Source organism: Pseudomonas sp. Irchel s3a18 (genome assembly GCF_900187535.1).
Classification (GTDB): Bacteria; Pseudomonadota; Gammaproteobacteria; order Pseudomonadales; family Pseudomonadaceae; genus Aquipseudomonas.
In genome coordinates, this window is the sequence record NZ_FYDV01000005.1 from 169,114 (window position 1) to 192,638 (window position 23,525).

General features: G+C 61.3%; 18 protein-coding genes and 2 pseudogenes. 11 read left to right on the forward strand and 9 right to left on the reverse strand.

Translation table 11 applies throughout. The annotated features are described in order from the left end of the window. Nucleotides 1-19: 19 nt before the first annotated feature. The 3 genes from CKW29_RS09840 to CKW29_RS09850 all read right to left on the reverse strand — a co-directional run bounded on the left by CKW29_RS09840 (nucleotide 20) and on the right by CKW29_RS09850 (nucleotide 3,012). A complete protein-coding gene (locus CKW29_RS09840) occupies nucleotides 20-787 on the reverse strand; it encodes an SDR family oxidoreductase (protein WP_095148329.1) in 768 nt (255 codons plus the stop codon). A gap of 45 nt (nucleotides 788-832) precedes the next feature. Beyond that, the gene (locus CKW29_RS09845; RefSeq protein WP_095143379.1) at nucleotides 833-1,900 is read right to left on the reverse strand and encodes a phosphotransferase family protein; all 1,068 of its coding nucleotides are present in this window, start codon (nucleotides 1,898-1,900) and stop codon (nucleotides 833-835) included. A gap of 146 nt (nucleotides 1,901-2,046) precedes the next feature. After that, on the reverse strand, nucleotides 2,047-3,012 hold the full coding sequence (locus tag CKW29_RS09850) for a 2-hydroxyacid dehydrogenase (protein ID WP_095143380.1): 966 nt from the start codon (nucleotides 3,010-3,012) through the stop codon (nucleotides 2,047-2,049). Between the two features lie 298 nt (nucleotides 3,013-3,310). On the opposite strand from CKW29_RS09850, the gene CKW29_RS09855 reads away from it, so the two are divergent. Beyond that, nucleotides 3,311-4,591 carry an HAAAP family serine/threonine permease gene (locus CKW29_RS09855; RefSeq protein WP_095143381.1) on the forward strand — a complete coding sequence of 427 codons (1,281 nt, stop codon included), beginning with the start codon at nucleotides 3,311-3,313 and terminating at the stop codon, nucleotides 4,589-4,591. 93 nt (nucleotides 4,592-4,684) lie between these two features. Here CKW29_RS09855 and CKW29_RS09860 read toward each other — a convergent pair. Together CKW29_RS09860 and CKW29_RS09865 are read right to left on the reverse strand one after the other, a co-directional pair. Beyond that, nucleotides 4,685-4,813, reverse strand: a pseudogene (locus CKW29_RS09860) (transposase); the annotation flags it as partial. 44 nt (nucleotides 4,814-4,857) lie between these two features. Continuing rightward, complete coding sequence (locus CKW29_RS09865) at nucleotides 4,858-6,561, reverse strand: sulfatase-like hydrolase/transferase (protein WP_095148330.1); 1,704 nt, start codon at nucleotides 6,559-6,561, stop codon at nucleotides 4,858-4,860. A gap of 304 nt (nucleotides 6,562-6,865) precedes the next feature. Between CKW29_RS09865 and CKW29_RS25475 the strand changes: the two are divergent. Next, nucleotides 6,866-7,020: pseudogene (locus tag CKW29_RS25475) on the forward strand (IS5/IS1182 family transposase); the annotation flags it as partial. A gap of 190 nt (nucleotides 7,021-7,210) precedes the next feature. Beyond that, nucleotides 7,211-8,869 carry a SulP family inorganic anion transporter gene (locus CKW29_RS09870; protein WP_371850790.1) on the forward strand — a complete coding sequence of 553 codons (1,659 nt, stop codon included), beginning with the start codon at nucleotides 7,211-7,213 and terminating at the stop codon, nucleotides 8,867-8,869. A 70-nt stretch (nucleotides 8,870-8,939) separates the two neighbouring features. On the opposite strand, the gene acnB is transcribed toward CKW29_RS09870, so the two are convergent. Continuing rightward, the gene (acnB, locus tag CKW29_RS09875; RefSeq protein ID WP_095148331.1) at nucleotides 8,940-11,540 is read right to left on the reverse strand and encodes a bifunctional aconitate hydratase 2/2-methylisocitrate dehydratase; all 2,601 of its coding nucleotides are present in this window, start codon (nucleotides 11,538-11,540) and stop codon (nucleotides 8,940-8,942) included. Nucleotides 11,541-11,936: 396 nt separating this feature from the next. On the opposite strand from acnB, the gene CKW29_RS09880 reads away from it, so the two are divergent. Then, nucleotides 11,937-12,407 (forward strand): DUF1289 domain-containing protein, encoded by a 471-nt coding sequence (locus CKW29_RS09880; RefSeq protein WP_095143384.1) that lies wholly within the window; start codon nucleotides 11,937-11,939, stop codon nucleotides 12,405-12,407. 77 nt (nucleotides 12,408-12,484) lie between these two features. On the opposite strand, the gene CKW29_RS09885 is transcribed toward CKW29_RS09880, so the two are convergent. Beyond that, on the reverse strand, nucleotides 12,485-13,351 hold the full coding sequence (locus CKW29_RS09885) for a universal stress protein (protein WP_095148332.1): 867 nt from the start codon (nucleotides 13,349-13,351) through the stop codon (nucleotides 12,485-12,487). Nucleotides 13,352-13,576: 225 nt separating this feature from the next. Between CKW29_RS09885 and CKW29_RS09890 the strand changes: the two genes are divergently transcribed. Continuing rightward, nucleotides 13,577-14,182, forward strand: a complete 606-nt coding sequence (locus CKW29_RS09890; protein ID WP_095082378.1) for a tRNA-(ms[2]io[6]A)-hydroxylase — start codon at nucleotides 13,577-13,579, stop codon at nucleotides 14,180-14,182. An 88-nt stretch (nucleotides 14,183-14,270) separates the two neighbouring features. Here CKW29_RS09890 and CKW29_RS09895 read toward each other — a convergent pair whose 3' ends face one another. After that, on the reverse strand, nucleotides 14,271-14,762 hold the full coding sequence (locus CKW29_RS09895) for a GFA family protein (protein WP_095148333.1): 492 nt from the start codon (nucleotides 14,760-14,762) through the stop codon (nucleotides 14,271-14,273). A 46-nt stretch (nucleotides 14,763-14,808) separates the two neighbouring features. Then, on the reverse strand, nucleotides 14,809-15,213 hold the full coding sequence (locus CKW29_RS09900) for a PaaI family thioesterase (RefSeq protein ID WP_095143387.1): 405 nt from the start codon (nucleotides 15,211-15,213) through the stop codon (nucleotides 14,809-14,811). A gap of 285 nt (nucleotides 15,214-15,498) precedes the next feature. Between CKW29_RS09900 and CKW29_RS09905 the strand changes: the two genes are divergently transcribed. The 6 genes from CKW29_RS09905 (at nucleotide 15,499) to CKW29_RS09930 (ending at nucleotide 23,467) form a co-directional block, all read left to right on the forward strand. Further along, on the forward strand, nucleotides 15,499-15,849 hold the full coding sequence (locus tag CKW29_RS09905; protein ID WP_095143388.1) for a BON domain-containing protein: 351 nt from the start codon (nucleotides 15,499-15,501) through the stop codon (nucleotides 15,847-15,849). Between the two features lie 205 nt (nucleotides 15,850-16,054). Beyond that, nucleotides 16,055-17,050, forward strand: a complete 996-nt coding sequence (locus tag CKW29_RS09910) for a helix-turn-helix transcriptional regulator (protein WP_095143389.1) — start codon at nucleotides 16,055-16,057, stop codon at nucleotides 17,048-17,050. 463 nt (nucleotides 17,051-17,513) lie between these two features. After that, a complete protein-coding gene (locus tag CKW29_RS09915) occupies nucleotides 17,514-19,379 on the forward strand; it encodes an amidohydrolase (protein WP_177452419.1) in 1,866 nt (621 codons plus the stop codon). Nucleotides 19,380-19,398: 19 nt separating this feature from the next. After that, a complete protein-coding gene (locus CKW29_RS09920) occupies nucleotides 19,399-21,141 on the forward strand; it encodes an amidohydrolase (RefSeq protein ID WP_095148334.1) in 1,743 nt (580 codons plus the stop codon). 114 nt (nucleotides 21,142-21,255) lie between these two features. Beyond that, the gene (locus tag CKW29_RS09925) at nucleotides 21,256-21,996 is read left to right on the forward strand and encodes a TorF family putative porin (RefSeq protein WP_095148335.1); all 741 of its coding nucleotides are present in this window, start codon (nucleotides 21,256-21,258) and stop codon (nucleotides 21,994-21,996) included. A 58-nt stretch (nucleotides 21,997-22,054) separates the two neighbouring features. Next, nucleotides 22,055-23,467, forward strand: a complete 1,413-nt coding sequence (locus CKW29_RS09930) for a cytosine permease (protein ID WP_095143392.1) — start codon at nucleotides 22,055-22,057, stop codon at nucleotides 23,465-23,467. Nucleotides 23,468-23,525: the final 58 nt, after the last annotated feature.

Below are 23,525 nucleotides of genomic sequence, written 5' to 3' on the forward strand. Positions count from 1 at the left end.
CACAAAAAAACGGTTTGGATCAGGACAGGAAGCCACCGTCCACATTCAGCGAGATCCCGGTGGTGTAGCTGGACGCATCGCTGGCCAGGTACAGCACGGCGCCGGCCATTTCGCTGGGCGCGGCCACGCGCTTGAGGGGGATCTGCTGCAGTGCGGTGTTGAGGATCGCGTCGTTCTTGACCAGGGCCGAGGCGAACTTGGTGTCGGTCAGGCCAGGCAGCAGGGCGTTGCAGCGGATGCCGAACTGCGCGCATTCCTTGGCGAAGACCTTGGTCATGTTGATCACGGCGGCCTTGGTCACCGAGTAGATGCCCTGGAAGATCCCCGGTGAGACGCCGTTGATCGACGCCACGTTGATGATGCTGCCGCCACCGTTCTCGCGCATCAGCTTGCCGGCTTCCACCGACATGAAGAAGTAGCCGCGAATGTTCACGTCCACGGTTTTCTGGAAGGCGCCGAGGTCGGTGTCCAGCACATTGCAGAACTGCGGGTTGGTCGCGGCGTTATTGACCAGGATATCCAGGCGCCCGAACTGTTCGCGAATACCGGCGAAGACCTGGCTGATCTGCTCCATCTCACCGATGTGGCACGCAACGGCGGTGGCTTTGCCGCCGTCCTTGATGATCGCGTCGGCCACGTGCTGGCAGCCGTCGAGCTTGCGGCTCGAGACGATTACGTGGGCACCTTGCTGGGCCAGCAGTTTGGCGATGGCCTCACCGATGCCACGGCTGGCGCCGGAGACGAAAGCGATTTTGCCGTCGAGGTCGAACAACTGAGTCTTGGACATGGTTTTTCCTTGTTGTGGGCCGCTGGGGGGCAATAGGAACCGTGATCAGAGGCTGGATTTCGAAATGACCTGCAGGCTCATCTGCTCCAGCAGTTTGTTCATGTGAATGAACTGTGCGAAGCGTTTGTCCTGGGTCTGGCCATGGAAGAAGCGGTAGTAGATCTGCTGCACGATACCGGCCAGGCGGAACAGCCCGTAGGTGTAGTAGAAGTCGAAGTTGTCGATCCGGATGCCCGAACGTTCGGCGTAGTAGTCGACGAACTCACGACGGGTCAGCATGCCCGGCGCGTGGCTGGGTTGACGGCGCATCAGTTGCACCGGTGCCGGGTCCGCGGCTTCGATCCAGTAGGCGAGGGTGTTGCCCAGGTCCATCAACGGATCGCCCAGGGTGGTCAGTTCCCAGTCCAGCACGCCGATGATCTGCATCGGGTTGTCCGGATCCAGGATCACATTGTCGAAGCGGTAGTCGTTGTGGACGATGCTCGACGTCGGGTGGTCGGCGGGCATTTTGTCGTTGAGCCAGGCCTTGACCGCTTGCCATTGTGGCGCGTCCGGGGTCAGGGCTTTTTCATAACGGTCGCTCCAGCCCTTGATCTGCCGGGCGACATAGCCTTCAGGCTTGCCCAGGTCGGCCAGGCCGCAGGCCGTGTAGTCGACACGGTGCAGTTCAACCAGTTTGTCGATGAAGCTCTTGCACAGTGCCCGGGTGTTGGTCGCGTCCAGGCCCAGTTCTGCCGGTAGCTCGGAGCGCAGGATGATCCCCTTGACCCGCTCCATCACATAGAACTCGGCGCCGATCACTGACTCGTCGGTGCAGTGCACGTAGGCCTTGGGGCAGTAGGGGAAACCGTCCTTGAGCTGGTTGAGAATGCGGAACTCACGGCCCATGTCGTGGGCGGACTTGGCCTTGTGACCAAACGGCGGCCGGCGCAGCACGAACTCCTGGCCGGGGTACTCGAGCAAGTACGTCAGGTTCGAAGCGCCACCGGGAAACTGACTGATCCGTGGCAGACCGCTCAGGCCTGGAATATGCGCCTTGAGGTACGGGTCGATCAGGCTGGCATCGAGTTCTTCGCCGGAGCGAATACGGGTGGACTGGTCATTCAGCGCCATGCTTATCCCTTCTGCTTATTCTGGAGGCCAGAGACTATTGGCTAATCTAATGCGCACACCCGGCCCCCACAACCTCGGCGGTCCTTTATAGGTGAGCGTGTTGCCGGTCAATCAGTGTGTTTGATACAGGTGTTTGAACCTTGGGTTCAACGCGCGGCATGGTGTACCGCAACCGGCAACGCCACCGGCGTCAGCACCGGGCGATTGGAGAAAAACGCCAGCAGGTTCTGCCCCACCAGTTCCACGGTGGCCTGGGTGGCTTCGGGCGACAGGCCGGCGACATGGGGGGTGAGGATAACGTTGGCGAGTGTTTTCAGGGCATCCGGTACCTGGGGTTCGGCGTCGAAGACGTCGAGGGCGGCGCCGGCAATCCGGCGTTGTTCCAGCGCGCTGATCAGGTCGGCGGTGACGACCACGCTGGCCCGGGCAATGTTGACGATAAAGCCATGGGGGCCCAGTGCGTCCAGCGTCTGTTTGTTGATCAGGTACTCGGTGCCCAGGCCGCCCGGGGTGCAGACGAGCAGAAAGTCCGAGGCGCGCGCCAGTTCCGTGGGGGTGGTGCAGAAGTCATAGGGCACGTCGCCGCGTACCTGGCGATTGTGGTAGCTCACACTCATGTCGAAGCCGTTGGCCGCGCGTTTGGCGATGGCCATGCCCACGGCTCCCAGCCCCAGAATGCCCAGGCGTTTGCCTGCCAGGGACGGGCGCATGATTTTCGGCCATTCGCCGCGCCGCACCGCGGCATCGGCCCGCGGGATGTCGCGCACCAGGGCCAGCAACAGGGCCATGGCGTGGTCGGCGACCGAGGAGGCGTTCACCCCGGCGCCATTGGTGACAGTGATGCCCCGGTTGCTGGCTGCCTGCAGGTCGACATGCTCGTAGCCGGCACCGATCACACAGATGATCTTCAGGTTGGGCAGGGCGGCGATTTCTTCGGCGTGCAGGCCCAGTGGCCCGCGAGTGAGTACGGCGTCGATGTGCCCGCCGTGGCTGCTGATGGCCTGGGCACGTTCGTCGGGGGTGGGGGCGAGGATGAGATGAAAGCCCTGGTGTTCGAGAATCGGCAGATAGTCGTTGATGGTTTCAACCAGTACCAGAACGGTGGCAGGCATGCTCAGCTCCTGAGGGTGTCGAAAAGGGCACGTCACGAATTCGCAAGATGCTCAAAGATTGCCGATTGGCCGGCGTTTGGCAATGGGGGCGGCGACTGGCAGCACCTTCAGGCCATTGATGGGCGCGCGTCAGCGAAAAAAAGCGCTGATACGCATCACCGCTCCTCAGCTAAGTCTTTGCTTCTGCTCATTAATCCCGGACAATCGCGCCCCTGTTTCGGCCGGGGCGCTGCCTGTCAGCTTTTTCTGACTCGTCCTGACCGAGTGGCAAGTGACCGGAATGCGGAGATCCGACCGGATGAATGATCAGGCCAATAGCGTTGATGAACGCTATGAAGCGGCGGCACCAGCAAGCCTCACCAGCTGGAATCGCCATGACACCACCTGGATGCTGGGCCTGTTTGGCACGGCGATTGGTGCGGGAACCTTGTTTTTGCCGATCAACGCAGGTCTTGGCGGTTTCTGGCCGCTGTTGATCCTGGCGTTGCTGGCGTTCCCGATGACGTACTACGCGCACCGCGGCCTGACCCGCTTCGTCTTGTCCGGTCGTGAAGGGGCGGACATCACCGAGGTGGTCGAGGAGCATTTCGGGATAAAGGCCGGCGCCCTGATCACCTTGCTGTATTTCTTCGCCATTTTTCCGATCCTGCTGATCTACAGCGTTGCCTTGACCAACACCGTGGGCAGCTTCCTTGAGCACCAGTTGCACATCATGCCGCCACCCCGGGCGGTTCTGTCGTTCGTGCTGATCCTCGGCCTGCTGGCGGTGGTGCGCTGTGGCGAGCAGGTGATCGTCAAGGCCATGAGCCTGATGGTCTACCCGTTCATCGTGGCCTTGCTGTTCCTGGCGGTGTTCCTGATTCCGCACTGGAACGGCGGCATCCTGGCCACCGCGACCACGCTGCCCGAGCCGTCGGCGCTGCTGCACACGCTGTGGCTGGCGATTCCGGTGATGGTGTTCTCGTTCAACCACTCGCCGATCATCTCGGCCTTCGCGGTAGACCAGAAGCGTCGTTACGGTGCTAACGCCGAAGAGCGCAGCTCGCAGATCCTGTCCCGTGCCCACCTGCTGATGGTGGTGATGGTGCTGTTCTTCGTCTTCAGCTGCGTGCTGACCCTGTCGCCGGCGCAGTTGGCCGAGGCCAAGGCGCAGAACCTGTCGATCCTGTCGTACCTGGCCAACCACTTCAGTAACCCGACCATCGCGTTCGCCGCGCCGTTGATTGCGTTCGTGGCCATTTCCAAGTCGTTCCTGGGCCACTACATCGGTGCCAGCGAAGGCTTGAAAGGCTTGATCGTGAAAAGTGGCAAGCGTCCGGGTGCCAAGGCGCTGGACCGCATGACCGCTGCGTTCATGCTGGTGGTGTGCTGGATCGTCGCCACGCTGAACCCGAGCATCCTGGGCATGATCGAAACCCTGGGTGGCCCGGTCATCGCGGCGATTCTGTTCCTGATGCCGATGTACGCGATCCGCAAGGTTCCGGCCATGGCGCGTTATCGTGGCCAGGCCTCCAACGTCTTCGTGACGGCGGTAGGCCTGGTGGCCATTTCGGCGTTGATTTACTCGCTGGCAGCCTGAGTGCCGGGTGGTTCGACCGGCCAGGCCGGTATCGAACCCGACCCTGAGTGAAAGAATGGCCGCTGACGACACCGTCAGCGGCTTTTTTTTGGTTCATCGCGGATTACCGGGAAAGACGCTCTTGATCTTCATGAAAAAGAACTCGCTATCCCGGTAACCGTACGCCATCCGCTTGATGACCTTGATTCGATTGTTTATTCCTTCCAACTGCCCCGTGTGCATCGACCCGCCGAACATGACTCAAGTACTCGCCCGGCATACGCCCCTCATTTGGACTGCTGCACCACCGGCTGAGCGATGGAATCGATCGGTGTCACCACGTCGCTGAGGTCGATATGCTTGAAATGCGGCTTCTCGCCCAGGCGCGCGTTGAAGCGCGTGTTGAAGGTGAAGTCATCCTGGGTCGGCTGGCTGAGGGGAATGCCATATACCGGTTTGATGCCCGCCACGTCATATCCCATCAACTGCAGCAAGGTCGGGAAGATGTTGTACTGACTGGATCGGTCTTTGTTGGCCCCAAGCACTGCCGGCCAGTCGAGGGTCTTGAGGCCGGTCCCCTGGATGACGACCAGAGGCACCAGCCCCTCCTCTGGTACCGGATCGCCCCCGCAGTGAGTGTTCAAACCCGGGTTACCGCGCTCATGCAGATCCTGGCCATGGTCTGAGGTGTAGATCATCACGGCATTGCTCAGGTCTGCCTTGGCCAAGACCCGTGAAAAGAATTCACCGACATTCCACCGCAAGGTGTTCTTGTAGGCATTGCGGTACAGCGCCCAGTCATCCAACTGCCCGCTGAAGCCGTCGCGGCTGCCGGTATCGGCCACATCGTCGTACTTTCCACGCGGCAGCGCCGGCCGGTAGACCATGAAGTCGTCAGGATACTTGTCATTTACAGGGAAGTGCGCGCCGATTTTATTGATGACGATCAATTGTGGCTTGCCATCATTGAGATGCTCGATCAATTGCTGCGCCGCCGCCATGTCTCGGTCGCGTACACGGACAGTGTCAAACTGGACGAACCGGTCGATGTCCTGCTTCTCGGTCTCGGTCATCAGGTTTTGCAATTTGCCACCGGTGCGCTGGGCATCGATGTAGATCGTCTCCAGCCCGGCCTTTTTCGCGTACTGCCAGATTGAAGGCAGGGTCGAGTTGATGCGCAGGTAATCGCTGCGCGTGCCGCCGTAACGCAAGGTGATGTTGGTGTCGGCGCTGCAATTGGCGATGGAGGCGGCATAGCCGTAGTTATAGATATCCACGCCTGGGTGCGACTGCATGAGGTTGCTGCGTACTCCATGCTCGGTATTGAGGTCCAGGTAGTTGCCGGTAATGCTTTCATCGATGATCAGAACGATATCGTGGCTGACCGGTTCGGTATTGCGCCTCAGGCTGACCGCCTGACGAGGGCCCACGGTATTATGGGCAGTCTCGTAGGCGAACAGACTCAAATAGGCCAACGGCGTATACATGATCGGCAACCCCCGGGCACCTTCACCGCTACGCAGGAAGAGAATGCCTGACAGCAGCACGACACCAAGCACTGGCGCTGCGACAAGTGCGGCCCCGGGCAGTGGTAAAGATCGTTTCGGCTTGAGGGCGATTCCCACCAGCAGTAACAGCCCGCTGGCAAGTGCGCTCAGGATGGTCGAGTGGTACTGGTAGAGGGCTTCCTGGATAAAGCCGCCCGAATAAACCATCGATATAAACGCGCTGTAGCTCAAATAGTCGGCAGTCACGCGAGTATAGACGTCAAAAAAGACGGCGGACGTAAAGAACAACAACGCAAATATGTAGCGAACTAATGACTGGCGTATATACGCAGTCAAAAGTAACGCAATCAGCAGAACCCCGAATAAGCCTATATACACAAGCGCCGGAGCGCTCATGCCTAGCGACAATAGGCGTTCGAGATAGTAATCATAGCTTTTTAATACATACAGAAAGATCAGCAGTTCCTTCAGGTAACGCGTCATCCTGTCTTCTCCTGCCTGGCTGCAATTCCTTTCGCCGTCGCGCTCGACTGCCCGTGCCAGGCACATGGAGGGTTGACGTTCCTGATCGAAACTGCCGTATCGATGTCACGATAGCATCACCGTTTCAAAGAGCAAGGCAGCCTCCATAACGGCATTGACAGCAATAAACTGATGTTAAAAAGCATCAACAATTCGTTACTCAGGGAGGGTAATTCAATAAAAATTCGGTTCAGTCTGTAAGGACTCTCCGAATAAGTCCCCCAAACGTGATGAACTACGCGCTCACCACCTGACCGCGCTGCCCATGAGCCAGATGAGCTTTTCCGACTTCGAGCACGCCGGCAGCGCAAGCAAACCCGCCGCGAATGCTTCCTCGCCGAGATGGAACAGGTGGTGCCCTGGAGCGGCTTTGGGGCTGCTGCGCATCCCAAGCTCCCTCGCTACGAAGGTGTTCGGCGCGGTATTTCTGGGTGGGACAGCATGACGCGGCCGCTACACTGCGTTGTTCAAGGTCCAATTGATGTTGCTCAGTACCGGTTGCGCTCCAGGCAGGTAGGCTTGCGCTGGCAAAACCCCGTGGACGTAGGTCGGTTTTGTGCCGTCATCGATCATCGGGTCGGCCTGGAAACACTGCTCTGGAGAGACCTGATTGCCGACTGATCCGCTGATTGCATCCAAACAAACCCCCGCCAAAGGTCGCAAACGCTGGCTGGATGTACTGGCCGGGTTGTCGATCGCCGGCCTGCTGCTGCCCGAGGCGGTGGCCTATTCGAGCATCGCCGCGCTGGCGCCCCAGGCCGGGGTGATCGCCCTGTTCGCCGGTTTGCTGTGCTATGGCGTGTTCGGCACCAGCCGGTTTGCCATTGTCGCGGCAACTTCCTCGTCAGCGGCAGTGCTGGCGGCCGCCACTTCTACGCTGGCCAACGGTGACCCGCAGCTGCGTTCGAGCCTGGCAATCGCCCTGGTCCTGGTGACCGGGGTGCTGTTTGTGCTGGCAGGGCTGTTCAAGCTGGGCCGCGTGACGTCGTTCATCGCCAAGCCGGTGCTGCGTGGGTTCTCCTTCGGCCTGGCGCTGACCATTATCCTCAAGCAGCTCGCCAGTGTGGTGGGGGTGCACCTGAGTGATGGCAACCTGGTGCGTTTTCTGCCGCAGTTACTGGGACAGTTGCCTCAGTGGAACTGGGCCGCAGCCGGTGTGGCCGGTGTGGCGCTGTTGCTGTTGGCGGTATTCGCGCGGTTTCCCCGCGTGCCGGGCGGGTTGTTGGTGGTGATGATCGGCATCGCGGCCGGCCAGTGGCTGAACCTGCCCACTTATGGGATCAAGCTGATCGGCGTCATCGACCTGAGCCTGGAGTTGCCGAGCCTGCCGGTGTTGCCTTTTACCGACTGGTTGCGCCTGGGGGAGCTGGGCTTTGCCATGGTGATGATTCTGTATGCGGAATCCTACGGTTCAATCAGCTCATTTGCCCTCAAGCACGGTGACCGGGTGTCTTCCAATCGGGACCTGCTGGCGCTGGGCGCCTCCAACCTGATGTCCGGGCTGTTTCACGGCATGCCCGTGGGAGCGGGGTATTCCGCGACCTCCGCCAACGAAGCCGCCGGCGCCAATTCGCGACTGGCGGGCGGTGTGGCGGCGTTGGTGGTGCTGGTCATTGTCCTGACCGTGCTGCCCTATATTGCCCTGACCCCGGAACCGATCTTGGCGGCCATCGTCATGCATGCGCTGGGCCGTGGCCTGAGCCTGAAACCCCTGGGGCGCTACTTCGTCTGGCAACGCGACCGTGTGCTGGTGGTCTGTGCGGTGGTGGCGGTGCTGACGCTGGGGGTGCTGGATGGCTTGCTGGTCTCGGTGGCGATCAGTGTGTTGTTGATGCTCAAGCAACTGTCGGTGGCGGACATCCAGGTGCTCGGGCGTGCCGGTGACGGCCATGATTTCGTCGACCTGGAGCGTCATCCCTCGGCCAGCGCGGTGCCAGGGGTGATGATTGTGCGGCCGGGAGAGGCGCTGTTTTTCGCCAACGTCGAGCGGATTCTCGGTGGCGCCTTGCATTTGGTCCGGCATTCGGAAATGCCGATTCATACGGTGATTCTCAGTCTGGAGGAGTCGCCCAATCTGGATGGCACCAGCATCGAGGCCCTGCAGGAGTTTTTTGTGCGGGTGCATGCAGAAGGCAAGCAACTGGTGCTGGCTCGTCTCAAGCATCGCGCGAAAGCGGCGTTGCTGGCGTTGCCCGAGGTGGAGCGCCTGGGAGTGGTCCTCAGTGGCCGGAGTGTCGACGGTGCGGTCGGGCTGGCACTGGCGCAGTAAAGGAAAGTCGGGCACAAAAAAAAACGCCGCCCCTCGCAAGAGGGGCGGCGTTTTCTATTGCGTTGTCAGCTTAGGCTTGAACGACCGGGATGTTGGCGTTCGCAGCAGCTTCACGGAACTCGGCAATCTGGTCGAAGGACAGGTAGCGGTAGACATCAGCCGCCATGCTGTCGATCTTGCCAGCGTATTCCATGTACTCCTCGACGGTCGGCAGGCGACCCAGGATCGAAGCCACGGACGCCAGCTCAGCCGAAGCCAGGTAGACGTTCGCGCCGTCGCCCAGACGGTTCGGGAAGTTACGGGTCGACGTCGACACGACTGTCGAGTTCGGCTCTACGCGTGCCTGGTTACCCATGCACAGCGAGCAGCCCGGCATTTCCATGCGCGCGCCAGCCTTGCCGTAGATGCCGTAGTAGCCTTCTTCGGTCAGTTGGTGAGCGTCCATCTTGGTCGGCGGCGACAGCCACAGACGGGTTGGCAGCTGACCCTTGACCTGATCCAGCAGTTTACCGGCAGCGCGGAAGTGACCGATGTTGGTCATGCACGAACCGATGAACACTTCGTCGATCTTCTCGCCAGCAACGCTGGACAGCAGACGGGCGTCGTCCGGATCGTTCGGCGCGCAGAGTACTGGCTCCTTGATCTCGTTCAGGTCGATTTCGATGATTTCAGCGTATTCGGCGTCAGCATCGGCAACCATCAGCTCAGGGTTGGCAATCCAGGCTTCCATCGCTTGAGCACGACGTTCCAGGGTACGAGCGTCGCCGTAGCCTTCGCCGATCATCCAGCGCAGCAGGGTGATGTTGGAGCTCAGGTACTCGGTGATCGACTCTTTCGACAGCTTGATGGTGCAACCGGCAGCCGAACGTTCGGCCGAGGCGTCGGACAGCTCGAAAGCCTGTTCGATGCTCAGGTTGTCCAGGCCTTCGATTTCCAGGATGCGGCCGGAGAAGGCGTTCTTCTTGCCTTTCTTCTCTACGGTCAGCAGGCCAGCCTGGATCGCGTAGTAAGGAATGGCGTGAACCAGGTCACGCAGGGTGACGCCCGGTTGCATTTCGCCTTTGAAGCGCACCAGGATCGATTCCGGCATGTCCAATGGCATAACGCCAGTGGCTGCGGCGAACGCTACCAGGCCGGAACCGGCCGGGAACGAAATACCCATCGGGAAGCGGGTGTGGGAGTCACCACCGGTGCCGACGGTATCCGGCAGCAGCATGCGGTTCAGCCAGCTGTGGATGATGCCGTCGCCCGGACGCAGGGATACGCCGCCACGGGTCATGATGAAGTCAGGCAGGGTGTGGTGGGTGGTCACGTCGATCGGCTTAGGGTAAGCCGCGGTGTGGCAGAAGGACTGCATCACCAGATCGGTCGAGAAGCCCAGGCACGCCAGGTCTTTCAGTTCGTCACGGGTCATTGGACCGGTGGTGTCCTGGGAACCCACGGTGGTCATCTTCGGTTCGCAGTAGGTGCCTGGACGAACGCCAGTCACGCCGCACGCCTTGCCGACCATCTTCTGCGCCAGGGTAAAGCCCTTGGTGCTTTCGGCAGGTGCTTCCGGCTTCTTGAACAGGTCCGACGGTGGCAGGCCCAGTTCGGCACGTGCCTTCTCGGTCAGGCCACGGCCGATGATCAGCGGAATACGGCCGCCAGCGCGCACTTCGTCCAACAAGACCGGGGTCTTCATTTCGAAGGTGGTCAGGACTTCGTCGGTGCCGTGCTTGCAGACTTTGCCAGCATGCGGGTACAGGTCGATCACGTCGCCCATGTTCATGTTGGTGACGTCGAATTCGATTGGCAGTGCGCCAGCATCTTCCATGGTGTTGTAGAAGATCGGAGCGATTTTGCTGCCGAAGCAGAAGCCGCCTGCACGCTTGTTCGGCACGTAAGGAACGTCGTCGCCGAAGAACCACAGCACCGAGTTGGTGGCCGATTTACGCGACGAACCGGTACCGACCACGTCACCGACGTAGGCGATCGGGAAGCCGGCGTTGCGCATTTCTTCGATCTGCTTCATCGGGCCGGTGACGCCTTGCTGGTCAGGCACGATGCCTTCACGGGCCATTTTCAGCATGGCCAGGGCGTGCAGCGGGATGTCTGGACGGGACCAGGCATCTGGAGCAGGGGACAGGTCGTCGGTGTTGGTTTCGCCGGTGACCTTGAACACGCGCAGGCTGATCTTGTCGGCCAGGGTCGGGCGGTTCTTGAACCACTCGCCGTCAGCCCAGGATTGCATGACGCCTTTGGCGTGAACGTTGCCGTTCTTGGCTTTTTCCGCGACGTCGTGGAACGCATCGAACATCAGCAGGGTGTGCTTGAGTTGGGCGGCTGCGACCGGGGCCAGTTCGGCGTCGTCGAGCAGGTCAACCAGGGTCACGATGTTGTAGCCGCCTTGCATGGTGCCAAGCAGTTCAACCGCGCGCTTTTTGTCGATCAGGGGGGAAGTGGCTTGGCCTTTGGCCAATGCGGACAGGAAACCGGCCTTGACATAGGCTGCTTCGTCCACGCCAGGTGGAACGCGATTGGTGATCAGGTCCAGCAGAACGGCTTCTTCGCCAGCCGGGGGATTTTTCAGCAGCTCGACCAGGCCTGCAGTTTGTTCGGCGTTTAGCGGCTGGGGAACGATACCCAGTGCTGCGCGCTCTTCGATATGTTTGCGGTAGGCTTCAAGCACAGTTATTACCCTCATCAGTGGTCCCAATTGGGTGTCCGGGACGCTCATCCCGAAATTGCCGTACTCATGCGCTGCATGGCGTTGTGGGCCACTTAGCCAGAATTACCGACAATTCCTTACAGAAGCTGCTTTCAAAGTTTTACGCCTGCAGAACGGGGAGCTGATGAGGGTTGGCGTCAGGTTTTTCACCGCTGAAAAACCTTTCGCCAACACCGCTCTGAAGGAACGACTGTGCTCGTGACGCTTTGAAAACAGCTTCTAACGGACATTGGCGCCTAAAAAGGCTGGCTGATTCTACGGCAAAAAAAAATTAAAGGTAAGTTAGTGAGGGGTGATCAATGCTAGACAAAGGGCTAACATGCCGGCCTATTCTGCTTTTTCGCGTTTTGCCTACCTATGCCCAATCAGACCATCAAGACCCCCTGCATCGGCCTCTGCTCCACTGTTTACGGGGACTTGGTGTGCCGTGGCTGCAAGCGTTTCCACCATGAAGTGATTCACTGGAACGGTTACAACGAGCAAGAAAAACGCGCCGTATGGCTGCGTCTCGAGCAGTTACTGGTGCAGGTCATGGCCGCAAAACTGGAAGTTTTCGACCCCTGGCGCCTGCGCGAACAGCTGGAATCGCGAAAAATCCGCTTCGTGCCCCATCAGTCGGAATATTGCTGGGCCTATCAGCTGATTGCCCGGGGCGCGCGGGTGATCAACAACCTGGAGGCCTACGGGATGGTGTTGCTGCCGGAGTTTCGCGAGTGGAACCTGCCGGAGTTGCGCGATGCCATTGATCGGGAATTCTTCCTGCTGTCCGAGGCGCACTACCAGCGCTACATAGCACCGGGGTTTCTCAAGGACAATTTCGGCGGTTGAGCCGCCCATGACATCGCCGGATCGTCATCGCGAGCAAGCTGCGGGGACGATCCGACGATAACGGTCTTGCAGGCGTCTTACTTGCCGGCGCTCACCAACTCCTCCAGGTGATCCATGATTTCCTGCGGCTTGAGCACCAGCACGTCGCTTTCCAGGGCATCGAGCACCACTTCCGCGGTATTGCCGATCAGGGCCCCGGAGAATCCGCTGCGCGCCACGGTGCCGATCACCGTGACCGAGGCCTGCAGTTTATGGGCAGCGTGGGGGATCAAGACGTCCGCCGGGCCTTCCTCGATGTGCAGGTGGTCGTTGTCGATGTCGAACTCGGCCTGGAACGCCTTGCACTGTTCGCGGTAGCGCGCCTCGATGGTTTCCTTGAGCTGGAACACCGGGTCGGCGGCCGACAGCATGGGGGATGGGTGGGCGGTGATCACGTGCAACTGGGCCTTGGCCAGGTGGGCGATGTCGAAACCATGGTCGACGATGCTGGCGTGCAACACCCGGTGTTCGGGGTCGCTGTTGCCGACGTCGATGGCCGCCAGAATGGTGCCGCCGGTCCAGGGTTTCGCGGTTTTCACCAGCAACACCGGGCTGGGGCACTGGCGCAGCAGCTTCCAGTCGTCGGGGGTCAGCAGGAATTTTTTCAGCGGGTTGTCGGCAAAGTGCTGCTTGACCACCAGCCCGCAGCCTTCGGCTTGCTGCACGTCGATGATGGTCTGGTGCAGGCTGTCGTGCCACGCCTGCTCGGTGGTGACGCTGTAGCCTTCGTCGAGCAGGCTGGCCTTGAGCACGGTCAACAGCGCCGAGTGCTCCTGCTTTTTATCGCAAATCAGCAGATGCAGATGGGCCTGGGTCACTCCGGCGATCAGTTTGGCGCGCTTGAGGGCCAGACTTTCGTCGGGCAGTGGCTCGATCACCACCAGGATGCTGCGAATGGCTTGCATGGTCAGACTCTCCGTTGAATGAAAATGGCCTCGTTGCTCAACTATAGTTGTTGGTCGCGGCCTGGGGTCTTGATGCATATCAAGTGAGGCGACTGGTGGTCTGCCGGCAGCCCGGTATAATCGCGCCCTCGCTTTGAACCTATTACCCGTGAGCCTCATGTTACTGACCCCTGAAATCGTCGCCGTCCTGCCCAATGTGCCTGTTGAACTGTCGGAAGCGAGCCAATGATCCTTCCTGAAATTCACGAGTTTCTGGGTTGCCGCACGCCGGACGGCTGGGTTCAGGCAGCACTGGCTGATCAGGAAACCCTGCTGATCGACCACAAGAATTGCGAGTTCAAGGCGGCCAGCACAGCCTTGAGCCTGATCGCCAAGTACCACTCCCATGTCGACCTGATCAACCTGATGTCGCGCCTGGCCCGGGAAGAACTGGTGCACCACGAGCAAGTCATGCGCCTGATGAAAAAGCGCAAGATCGAACTGCGCCAGCTGTCTGCAGGGCGCTACGCCTCGGGCCTGCGCAAGGTGGTGCGCAGTCATGAGCCGGTAAAGCTGGTGGACACCCTGGTGGTCGGTGCCTTTATCGAGGCCCGCAGCTGCGAGCGCTTTGAAGCGCTGGTGCCGCACTTGGACGAAGAACTGGGCAAGTTCTACTTCGGCCTGCTCAAAAGCGAGGCCCGGCATTTCCAGGGCTACCTGAAACTGGCCTACCAGTATGGCGACGCCAAGGACATCGCCCAGGTGATCGACAGGGTACGCGCCGCCGAGCAGGAGCTGATCGAGTCCCCGGACGTCGAGTTCCGCTTCCACAGCGGTGTGCCAACGCTCTGACGGGCCGCCTGTCGCTCAAACAAGACCGGTAAATGGTCAAAGACTCTTCAGCATCTGGAGCGTCACCGAGCTCGCCACGGGGTAGTGCTCATGCTCGGCTCAGGCCCAGGCGCTCATGCCATTGGGCGATGGACTCCTGGGGATAGACGTCGAACTGTCGGTCGCCCGGATGCGCCTCGACCTCCACCCAGGGGGCCCTGGACCCGAGCATCAAGTGGGTGTGCTGCGGCGGTATTGGCAGCGAGGTGTCGATGGCCGACGCAAACGGATGGATCAATTCCGGCCACTCAGGGCTGAACAGCCATAATCCCGAGCCGCACAGCGCGCAGAAATGCCGCTCGGCGGTGCTGCGACGGGCGCGTTTGTCGCCGTCGTCCTTGAGCCGCGCATGGTAAATCGTGATGTGTTTGCGCCCGCGTACTTTCAGGCTGGCGGCATCGCCCCCGAGGTTGATCGCATAACCGCCGGCGCCCTGGGTCTTGCGGCAGATCGAGCAATAACACCGTTGATAGGGGTAGGGGTGGGCGCTGGTCACACTGAACGACACCGCGCCGCAGTGGCAGGAGCCTTCGAGTTGCATGGAAACCTCCCGTCAATCTTGAGTTTGTCCCTGCAAGCCTAGTCTTTCAGCGATCCTCGATCGGCACCAGAATCGCATCGCCGGTGGCCACCAGTTTCCGTTGATCGCCGTTCTGCGCGAACAACTCGGCGCGGGCGAACACCTGCTTTTTACCGGCCTTGATCACGGTTGCCCGGGCAATGAACACTTCACCAACGGCCGGTGCCAGGCAGTTCACTGAAAAGTGCGAGGCCAATACATTGCCGGCCACCGTTCCCGCCGCAAATCCGCAGGCGGTATCCAGTAGCGCGCCGATCAGCCCCGCATGCAGGAACCCGGCATATTGCGCCATGTCGGACTCGCGAAAGGTCATCGACAGTTCCGCCTCTCCGCTGGCGGCGTGGGTGACCTCGAAGCCGCCCCAGCGGTTGAAGGCTGAGGTCGAGTTGATCCGTTTCAGTGTATCGAGCATGGCGATTCCCTCCGGTTGAGGGGGTCACCTTGCGCCGGGCGTGAGGGGATGTCATTGCCGATAAGGGAAGGTGATGAGCGGCAGGCCTGATGGTGAATACACCGGCCCGGTCACGGTCTTGCTGGAGGCCACCGACTGCGGGCAGGCCGCACTATAATTAGTCAGTGTCGGTGTGGCTGTGGCGCCACAACGCATCGGGAATCCCTTGTGCCCGCCTGAACGGCAGCGGGTGGCACAGCCGGTGGGATGAGCCGTCCGCTTGATGACACGATAGAGGCACCTGCCATGAAAAATCATTCCTTCCAGCATTACTCCCACGACGTGGGAGCGGCCGTGCACGACGCGTGGATAACGACCCGGGTGAAATCAGCTCTGGCCTTTGCAGACACGAACCTGGCCTTGCACATCAATGTCAAAACCCACGCGGGTACCGTGGCATTGAGCGGTCGGGTCAATACCCACAAGCAATGTGAACAGGCCGTGGCGATCGCCCGCTCAGTGCCTGGCGTCTGCGAGGTCGATGCCAAAGAGCTGCTGACCCATGTGTTCACCCCCGGCGGCATCTCTGAACCGCCAAACGCTGAAGAAAGCGCCGAAGACCGCACGCAGTCGTCGAAAAAAATCGACGATCAATGACCCGGTCAACCTTGTGAACGCAGCGCTCCCGACAGGGATTGGGGAGCGCCGCGTGGTCGTGCTGGCTGGATAGCCTTGCCGGGCACACTGTCCGGATCTGACGGGACAGGGTTGGGCCGCGACCAGTCCCGACCGTGCTGGACGCTATCGCACCGCCTGTGGCATCGTCCGGAGGATAAGTCACGCAGTAATCGGGGTCGGAACGATGGTGGCGGGTGAGGTAGGCGGCACACAGATATCGATGGCAACGCTCAAGGCGTTCAATCGTTGCGTTCTTCAGTTGTCGAGCCTGGCACGTGAGCGTGGCGGGTCTCATTTCATTGCCGAGGGCCTGCAGGCCTTTAGGCAACTGGTGCCCTTTGCATCGGCCTGGTGGGGCGAGATGTCCGGGACCGAGACCAGCGCCTCCCCGCAAAGCTGGATGCATGGGCGAATCAATCTGCCCGAGTCGTTTGTGGGCGAGTGGAGCAAGGTCGCAGGCGCAGATGGTTTTGCCCGGACCACCTTGAACCTGCCGGGGCAGGTGGTGTGTGACAGCGGCTTCAACGACCCCGACGAGGAGGTCAATGAGTTTGCCCGGCGATACGACCTCTTCTACCTGATGTGCGTCACGTTCGAGTTGCCCGAAAGCGGGCTGAATTTCTTCGTTTGCCTGTACCGTGGCCTGGACGACACCGGGTTCAACGAGCGCGAGGCCGGCTTGTTCGCGGCGTTTTGCGATCACTTGCTGCAATTGTGGCGATTCCAGGTGCAGGACATGATCCGTTCCGACACGGGCGACGGGGCGACGGACTTCGGCGTGGCGCGCATGGACGGCAGTCTGCTGTACGTGGGGGCGCAATTGTGTGCAGCGATTCAGCGCGAGGTACCGGGCTGGAACGGTTCGGTGCTGCCGGCGGAAGTGATCGCGCAACTGCAGAAAGTACCTTGTGTGATGCGCCTGGGGCGCAGTGCCTTGACACTGAGCCCGAATGCCGACCACGTGATCCTGTCCCTTGAGGCACAGGCCCGCGGGGTGGTGCTGGCGCCCCGTGAGCGGACCGCCGCCATGCTGTTCGCCGCCGGCCACTCCTACAAGGAAATCGCCAAGATCCTTGCGTTGAGTCCCGCGACCGTGCGCACCTACCTGCGTAACTGCTACCTGCAACTGGGGGTCAAGAGCAAGGTCGAGCTGGGTTCGGCGCTGCGTTCTCACTCCTGACGCCCGTCAGGCAAGCCTCATCATCATAGACCTCCACGGCAGGCGGGCGGAGCACCACCCGGACCGCTCCCACCAAGTGCCGGTCTCAGTAACGCGTGAACGCTGTTCCCGTGGCGAGCGAGCGTGCTCGCGCTGGGCTGCCCGGCAGCCCCAAGACCCGTCACCGGGGTTTACCTGAAAGACCGCAACCATCTTGTTGGGGGCGTTTCACGCCCCAGCGCGAGCTTGCTCCCTCGCCACGAAGACAGTGTTCAATCAAGAACAGAGGCAGCGTACACATGCCCTGCGGCTTGATTGGTGGGTGCTGACCTGTCTTTGTGGACGTAAGCCTGCTCTTGCCCCTCCTCATTTGTGGAGGTCCTTTCCGCTCCCGCGTTCTATAGGGTGTGCCCTGCATACCTCACAGGTTGCACGGCAGCGTGTCAGGGCCACTTCCACAATTATAAGAACAGGGGTGAGGCATTTGAGATTGTCCAGGCTGTTTATCGCCATTACCACGACAACGGCGCTTTCCTGCACGGCCCTGATGGGGCAGGTGCAGGCCGCAGCACCGGCAGATATGGTCATGCGCAACGGTTACGTCTACACCGTCGATGGTCGCAACTCCGTGCAGCAGGCGATTGCCATCGCGGGCGGCAAGATCGTCTATGTGGGCAGCGATGCCGGGCTCGGCCCGTACATCGGTACGCAGACACGGCAGGTGGACCTGGCGGGGCGCATGCTGATGCCGGGCTTCATCGACGCCCACATGCACCCGGGTGACGGCGGGCGCGCCATGACCTTGTGCGACCTGAAATACCAGACGATGACCCGGGCGGCCTTCCAGGCGAGCATTCAGGCGTGCCTGGATGCCGACAAGGACAAAGGGCCCGATGTCTGGCTCGAAGTGGGCAGCTGGGACCGCATGGGCATGACGGGGCTCGACGGCGACGCCGACAAGTCGACCCTGGACGCGCTGAAGACGGATCGCCCGATTCAGGTCCGCTCCACCGACTTCCATACCGTATTGACCAACTCCCGTGGCCTGGCGCTCGCCGGCATCAACAAGGACACCGTGAATCCGGGCGACGGCAAGTACGCCCGCGACAGTGCCGGCAATCCGACTGGCATCTGCGAGGACGGTGCGGCCGAGGCCATGGCCGCGGTGGTGCCGCCGGCCACTGACGCCGAGAAGCTGAACCAGGCCCGTGCCGCGCTGGATGCTCTGCGTCAGCAGGGCATTACCAGCTTCTTCGACGCCCTGTCGGGCCCGGAAAACGCCAAGGCCTTCAGCGCCCTGCAACAGTCGGGTGAGTTGACGGCCCGGGCCTTGCTGGCGATCAAGCTGGACCCGGCCGCCGCCTCAGCGGACCCGGCCAAGACCATCGCCGAGGCCAAGGCGCTGGCCAGCACCTTCGACCAGGGCGAGGCCAAGGTGGCGCCGGGGGTGAACATGCGTCACGTCAAACTGTTCATGGACGGCATCATCAACGCCCCGGCCGACACCGGAGCTCTGTTGACCCCCTACCTGCACAACGCCGGAACCGATAAGGCGCCCCAGTGGACCCCCGGGAAAAACCTCGGCGAACTGTACTTCCCGGCGCAAGTGCTCAATCCGTTGCTGCTGCAGGCGGTCCAGGCCGGCCTTGATCCGCATCTGCACGCCACTGGGGAGCGGGCGGTGCGCGACGCGCTCAATAGCATCGAATACGTGCGCGGCCAATTGCCCGGCAATGGGTTCCGCCCGGCGATCACCCATGCCGAGACGGTGGACCCCGCCGATTACGGACGCTTCAAGGCGCTGGACGTGACCGCCAACATGTCATTCCAGTGGGCCCAGCAGGCACCGTCCACGGTCGACGGCACCAACGAGCACCTGGGCGCCGAGCGTTTTGCCCGCATGGAGCCCTCGGGCAGCATCAACCGCGCGGGTGGCCGGGTGGCCTATGGCAGCGACTGGCCGGTTGACCCGCTGGATGAATTCCTCGCGCTGAAGATTGGCGTAACCCGTTCGGGCGATCCGCTGAACCCCCACAGCTATGGTCCCAAGTACGCCGGCAGGCTCAATGACGACCCTGCATTGACGCGGGCCGAAGTGCTGCGCTCCATCACCTTGAATGCCGCCGAGCAACTGCGCCTGGAGGCCGTCGTCGGCTCGCTCGAGGTCGGCAAGTTCGCTGACCTGATCGTGCTGGACAAGAACTTCATGCAAGCACCTGAAGAGGAACTGGCTCGCAACAGCGTGCTGCTGACCCTGGTCGGCGGCAAGGTGGTGTGGGCCAAGGCACCGTTCACCGGCCTTGCGCCGACGGCGTCGACCCAGGCTTCGATTTCCCGATCCGCCCAATAGAAAACTAGAGAGCGTTCCGATGCAAAGATTTATTCCAAACCTGTTGGCCGCCGCATTGGCCTTATCCTCGGTGCAGGCGATGGCCGCCGCCGATCTCGTACTGTTCAACGGCAAGGTATTCACCGCCGAACCCGGACAAGGGTTGGTCCAGGCGGTAGCAGTGCAGGATGGCAAGATTCTCAAGGTCGGCAGCGATGCCGAAATCAATGCCCTGGCCGACGCCAGTACCCAACGCATCGATCTGGCGGGCAAGGTGCTGATGCCCGGGATGATCGATACCCATAGCCACCCGGTGGTGGGCGCGTTCGACAGCCTGCGGGCTAACCTGCTGGACGAAGTCAAGCCGCTGCCGGAGCTTGAGCAGTGGTTGATCGAGCAGGATAAGGCAGGCCGCGCCCGTGCCGGTGACGTGATCAGCATTGCCGGGACGAGTTCGGCTTACTGGGAAAAAAGCCGCGAGCTGGGGAAGGTGTTCAACCAGGGCCGCTGGGCTGACCAGCCGATCGTTTTCAGCGGAATCGACGGGCATACCGGCTGGGCCAACAATGCCATGCTCAAGCGCCTGAAGATCGATGCAGCACTGGTCAAGGGCCTGTCGGAGCAAGAGCGCAGCTATGTGGGCCACGAGGCGGACTTCACTCCTAACGGCTACTTTGCCGAGTCGCTTTGGGACAAGGTGCGCAACGGTATTCCCGCGCCGGATGAAGCGACCATGGTCAAGGCTGCCCGCGAGGCGGTGAAAATCAACAATGAATATGGCGTCACCGCCTGGATGGACGCGGCCTCGAACGGCGGCAGCGAAGATTCGCTGTTCGACTTCAAGGCCACCCCGGACAGTGTCGGCGTACTGCCGCTGTACCGTGAGCTGGCGCAGAAGGGCGAACTCACTGCCCACGTCGCGGCGCTGCTGGTGACCAACCCCAAGAGCAAGCCCGCAGACCTGGAAGTCCTGGCCACGGTGATGAAGAAGTTCGAGGGCGTGCCCAACCTGACGTTCCCCGGGATCAAGGTGTTTGCCGACGGTGTCCTGGAGTATCCGGGGCAAACGGCCGCGGTCATCGTACCGTTCAAGAACAGCCACAAGAACGGGCAACTGCTGATCGACCCGGCGCACTTCGGTGAGCTGGTGGTGGCGGCGGAGAAGCGTGACTGGATCGTGCACATGCATGCGGTCGGCGACCGGGCCGTGCGTGAGTCGCTCAATGGCTTTGAATACGCGCGCAAGCTCAATCCGCAGCCGATGCCCCATAGCATCAGCCACCTGCAACTGGTCAACCCCAAGGAGTTCCCGCGCTTCAAGCAACTGGGGGTGATCGCCTCCATGCAATTGCTCTGGGCCACCGGTGAGAGCTACACGGTCGAACTGGTCAAGCCGTACATCAGCGCCTTTGCCTACGGTTACCAGTACCCGGCCAATTCCCTGCAACACGCCGGGGCGATGATCGCCGGTGCCAGTGACTGGCCAGTCTCCAGCCCTAACCCATGGAACGCCATTGCCCAGGCCATCACGCGCAAGGGGCCGCTGGGTGTGTTGAACGCCAAGGAAAGCGTCGACCGCCAGACCATGTTCCAGGCCTACACCCTCAACGCCGCCAAGACCCTGCGCCTGGACAAGCAGATCGGCTCGCTGGCGCCTGGCAAGCAGGCTGACCTGATCATCCTCGACCGCGATGTGTTCAAGGTCAGCAACGAGGACCTGTTCGAAACCAAGGTCCTGAACACCTTCTTTGCCGGCAAACAGGTGTACGGCCCGGCGTCCTGACCAGCGCTTCCCCCGTCGCACGTAACAACTGCCTGGCTCCTCCCGCATCGAGGGGCCTGGCAGCGCCTTGCCCGAATTTACCCGCACACTCAAAAACAACAATAAGGGTTTTACATGAACGCTCGCTCAATCTTCGCCCTGGCCGGCCTGGTACTGGCCCCCCTGACCGCACAGGCCCTGACCCTCAATGACGACTTCGGCCTCGAAGTCACCCTGGGCGCCGTCAGCGACTATCGCACCCGTGGCATTTCGCAGACCCTGGGCGATCCGGCGATTCAGGGGGGCGCCACGTTGCTGCACAGCAGTGGCCTGTACATCGGCGCCTGGACGTCGAACGTGGACTATGGCGGTGGCTACAATACGCGCCAGGAACTCGAGTACTACGCCGGCTACTACTGGCAGGCGACCGAGGCCATCAGCCTGGACCTTGGCTACATCAAGTACGACTACCCCAAGGACAGCCAATTTAACTTGGGCGAGGTCTACGCCGTCCTTGACCTGTATGGGGTCAAGCTCGGCGCCTACTACTCCAACGACACCCCGAACTACTTTGGTGAAGACCAGGACACCCTGTACGCCTACCTGGGCTACACACTCGCCTTGCCGGCCGAGTTCGGCCTGGACCTGCGCGTGGGGCACAACGACGTGAAGGATCCGGCGTTCTGGACCGCCAGCGGTGATAACCGCGAGTCCTACTACGAGTGGGAAGCCAAGCTGACCCGTGACTTCGTGGGCGTGACCTGGGGGCTGAGCTATGTCGACACCGACCTGTCAAAAAGCGAATGCGCCAGTTGGTATGGTTACAACGATCTGTGCGAGGCCACGGTGGTAGCCAGCGCCAGCAAAACATTCTAAGTTCATGCCCGTACAACAAAAACAACAGCCGCTTTCGGTTCCGCCAAGGAAACACCCCATGACCCAGGTCATCGATAGTCCCAAACGCAGCTCACTGATCGAGACACGCTCGATCGATTTCATCCCCGAGGCCGAGCGTCACGGCAGTCTCTACAGCCAGTTCACCCTGTGGCTCGGCGCCAACCTGCAGATCACCGCCATCGTCACCGGGGCCCTGGCCGTGGTGCTGGGTGGCGATGTGTTCTGGTCGCTGATCGGCTTGCTGATCGGCCAACTGCTGGGCGGCGCGGTGGTGGCGCTGCACGCAGCGCAAGGGCCCAAGCTCGGGCTGCCGCAGATGATCTCCAGCCGCGTGCAGTTCGGCGTCTATGGCGCGGCCATCCCGATTGTGCTGGTGTGCCTGATGTACCTGGGTTTCAGCGCCACTGGCGCGGTGCTGTCAGGGCAGGCCATCGCCCAGTTGATCAGTGTCAGCGACAGCGCCGGCATCCTGATTTTTGCCGCCTGCATCGCGTTCCTGACGATCTTCGGCTATCGGGTCATTCACCTGGTTGGCCGGGTGGCCAGTGTGCTGGGCATCATTGCCTTTGCTTACCTGTTTACCCGCCTGATGACCCTCAACGACATCGGCCTGTTGCTGGACAATCGCCACTTTGGCTGGAGCACCTTCCTGCTGGCGGTGTCCCTGTCGGCATCCTGGCAGATCGCCTTTGGTCCCTACGTGGCCGACTACTCGCGCTACCTGCCGAGCAAGACGTCGTCGTGGAAAACCTTCGCCGCCGTCGGATTGGGCACGGTGCTGGGCGCCCAGGCGTCGATGGTGCTGGGGGTATTTGCCGCGGCGTTGGCCGGGGCCAACTTTCGCGGGCATGAAGTCGCGACCATCGTCGGCCTGGGCAGCACCGGGGTGATGGCCTCCTTGTTGTACCTGAGCGTGGTCTTCGGCAAGGTCACGGTGTCCACCCTCAACGCCTACGGCAGCTTCATGTGCGTGGCCACCATCATCAGCGGCTTCCGCCGTCGCCTGGAGATTACCGCCGGGCAACGCATGGTATTCGTGCTGCTGATTGTCGCGGCATCCACCACGCTGGCACTGCTGGGGCAGTACTCGTTTCTCACCTCGTTCAAGTATTTCATCCTGTTCCTGCTGACCTTCTTCACTCCCTGGAGCGCGATCAACCTGGTGGATTACTACTTCATCAACAAAGAGCGCTATGACATCCCGGCACTGTCCGATCCGGCGGGGCGGTATGGTCGCTGGAACCTGTTGGGGATCGGGACGTATGTGATCGGTGTGTTGATCCAGTTGCCGTTTGTCGACACCCATTTCTACTCGGGGCCGATGGTCGCGCAGCTGGGTGGCGTCGATATTTCCTGGATCGTCGGGCTGGTGGTGCCGGGTATGCTGTATTACCTGCTGGCCCGCTCGTCCGCCATGGCCGCGTTGCCCGAGCCAGGCAGCAAGGCTTGAGTGTATAGACCAGAGAGCGCTCACCCGGACGGGTGGGCGTTTTCCAGCCCGAGTCAGT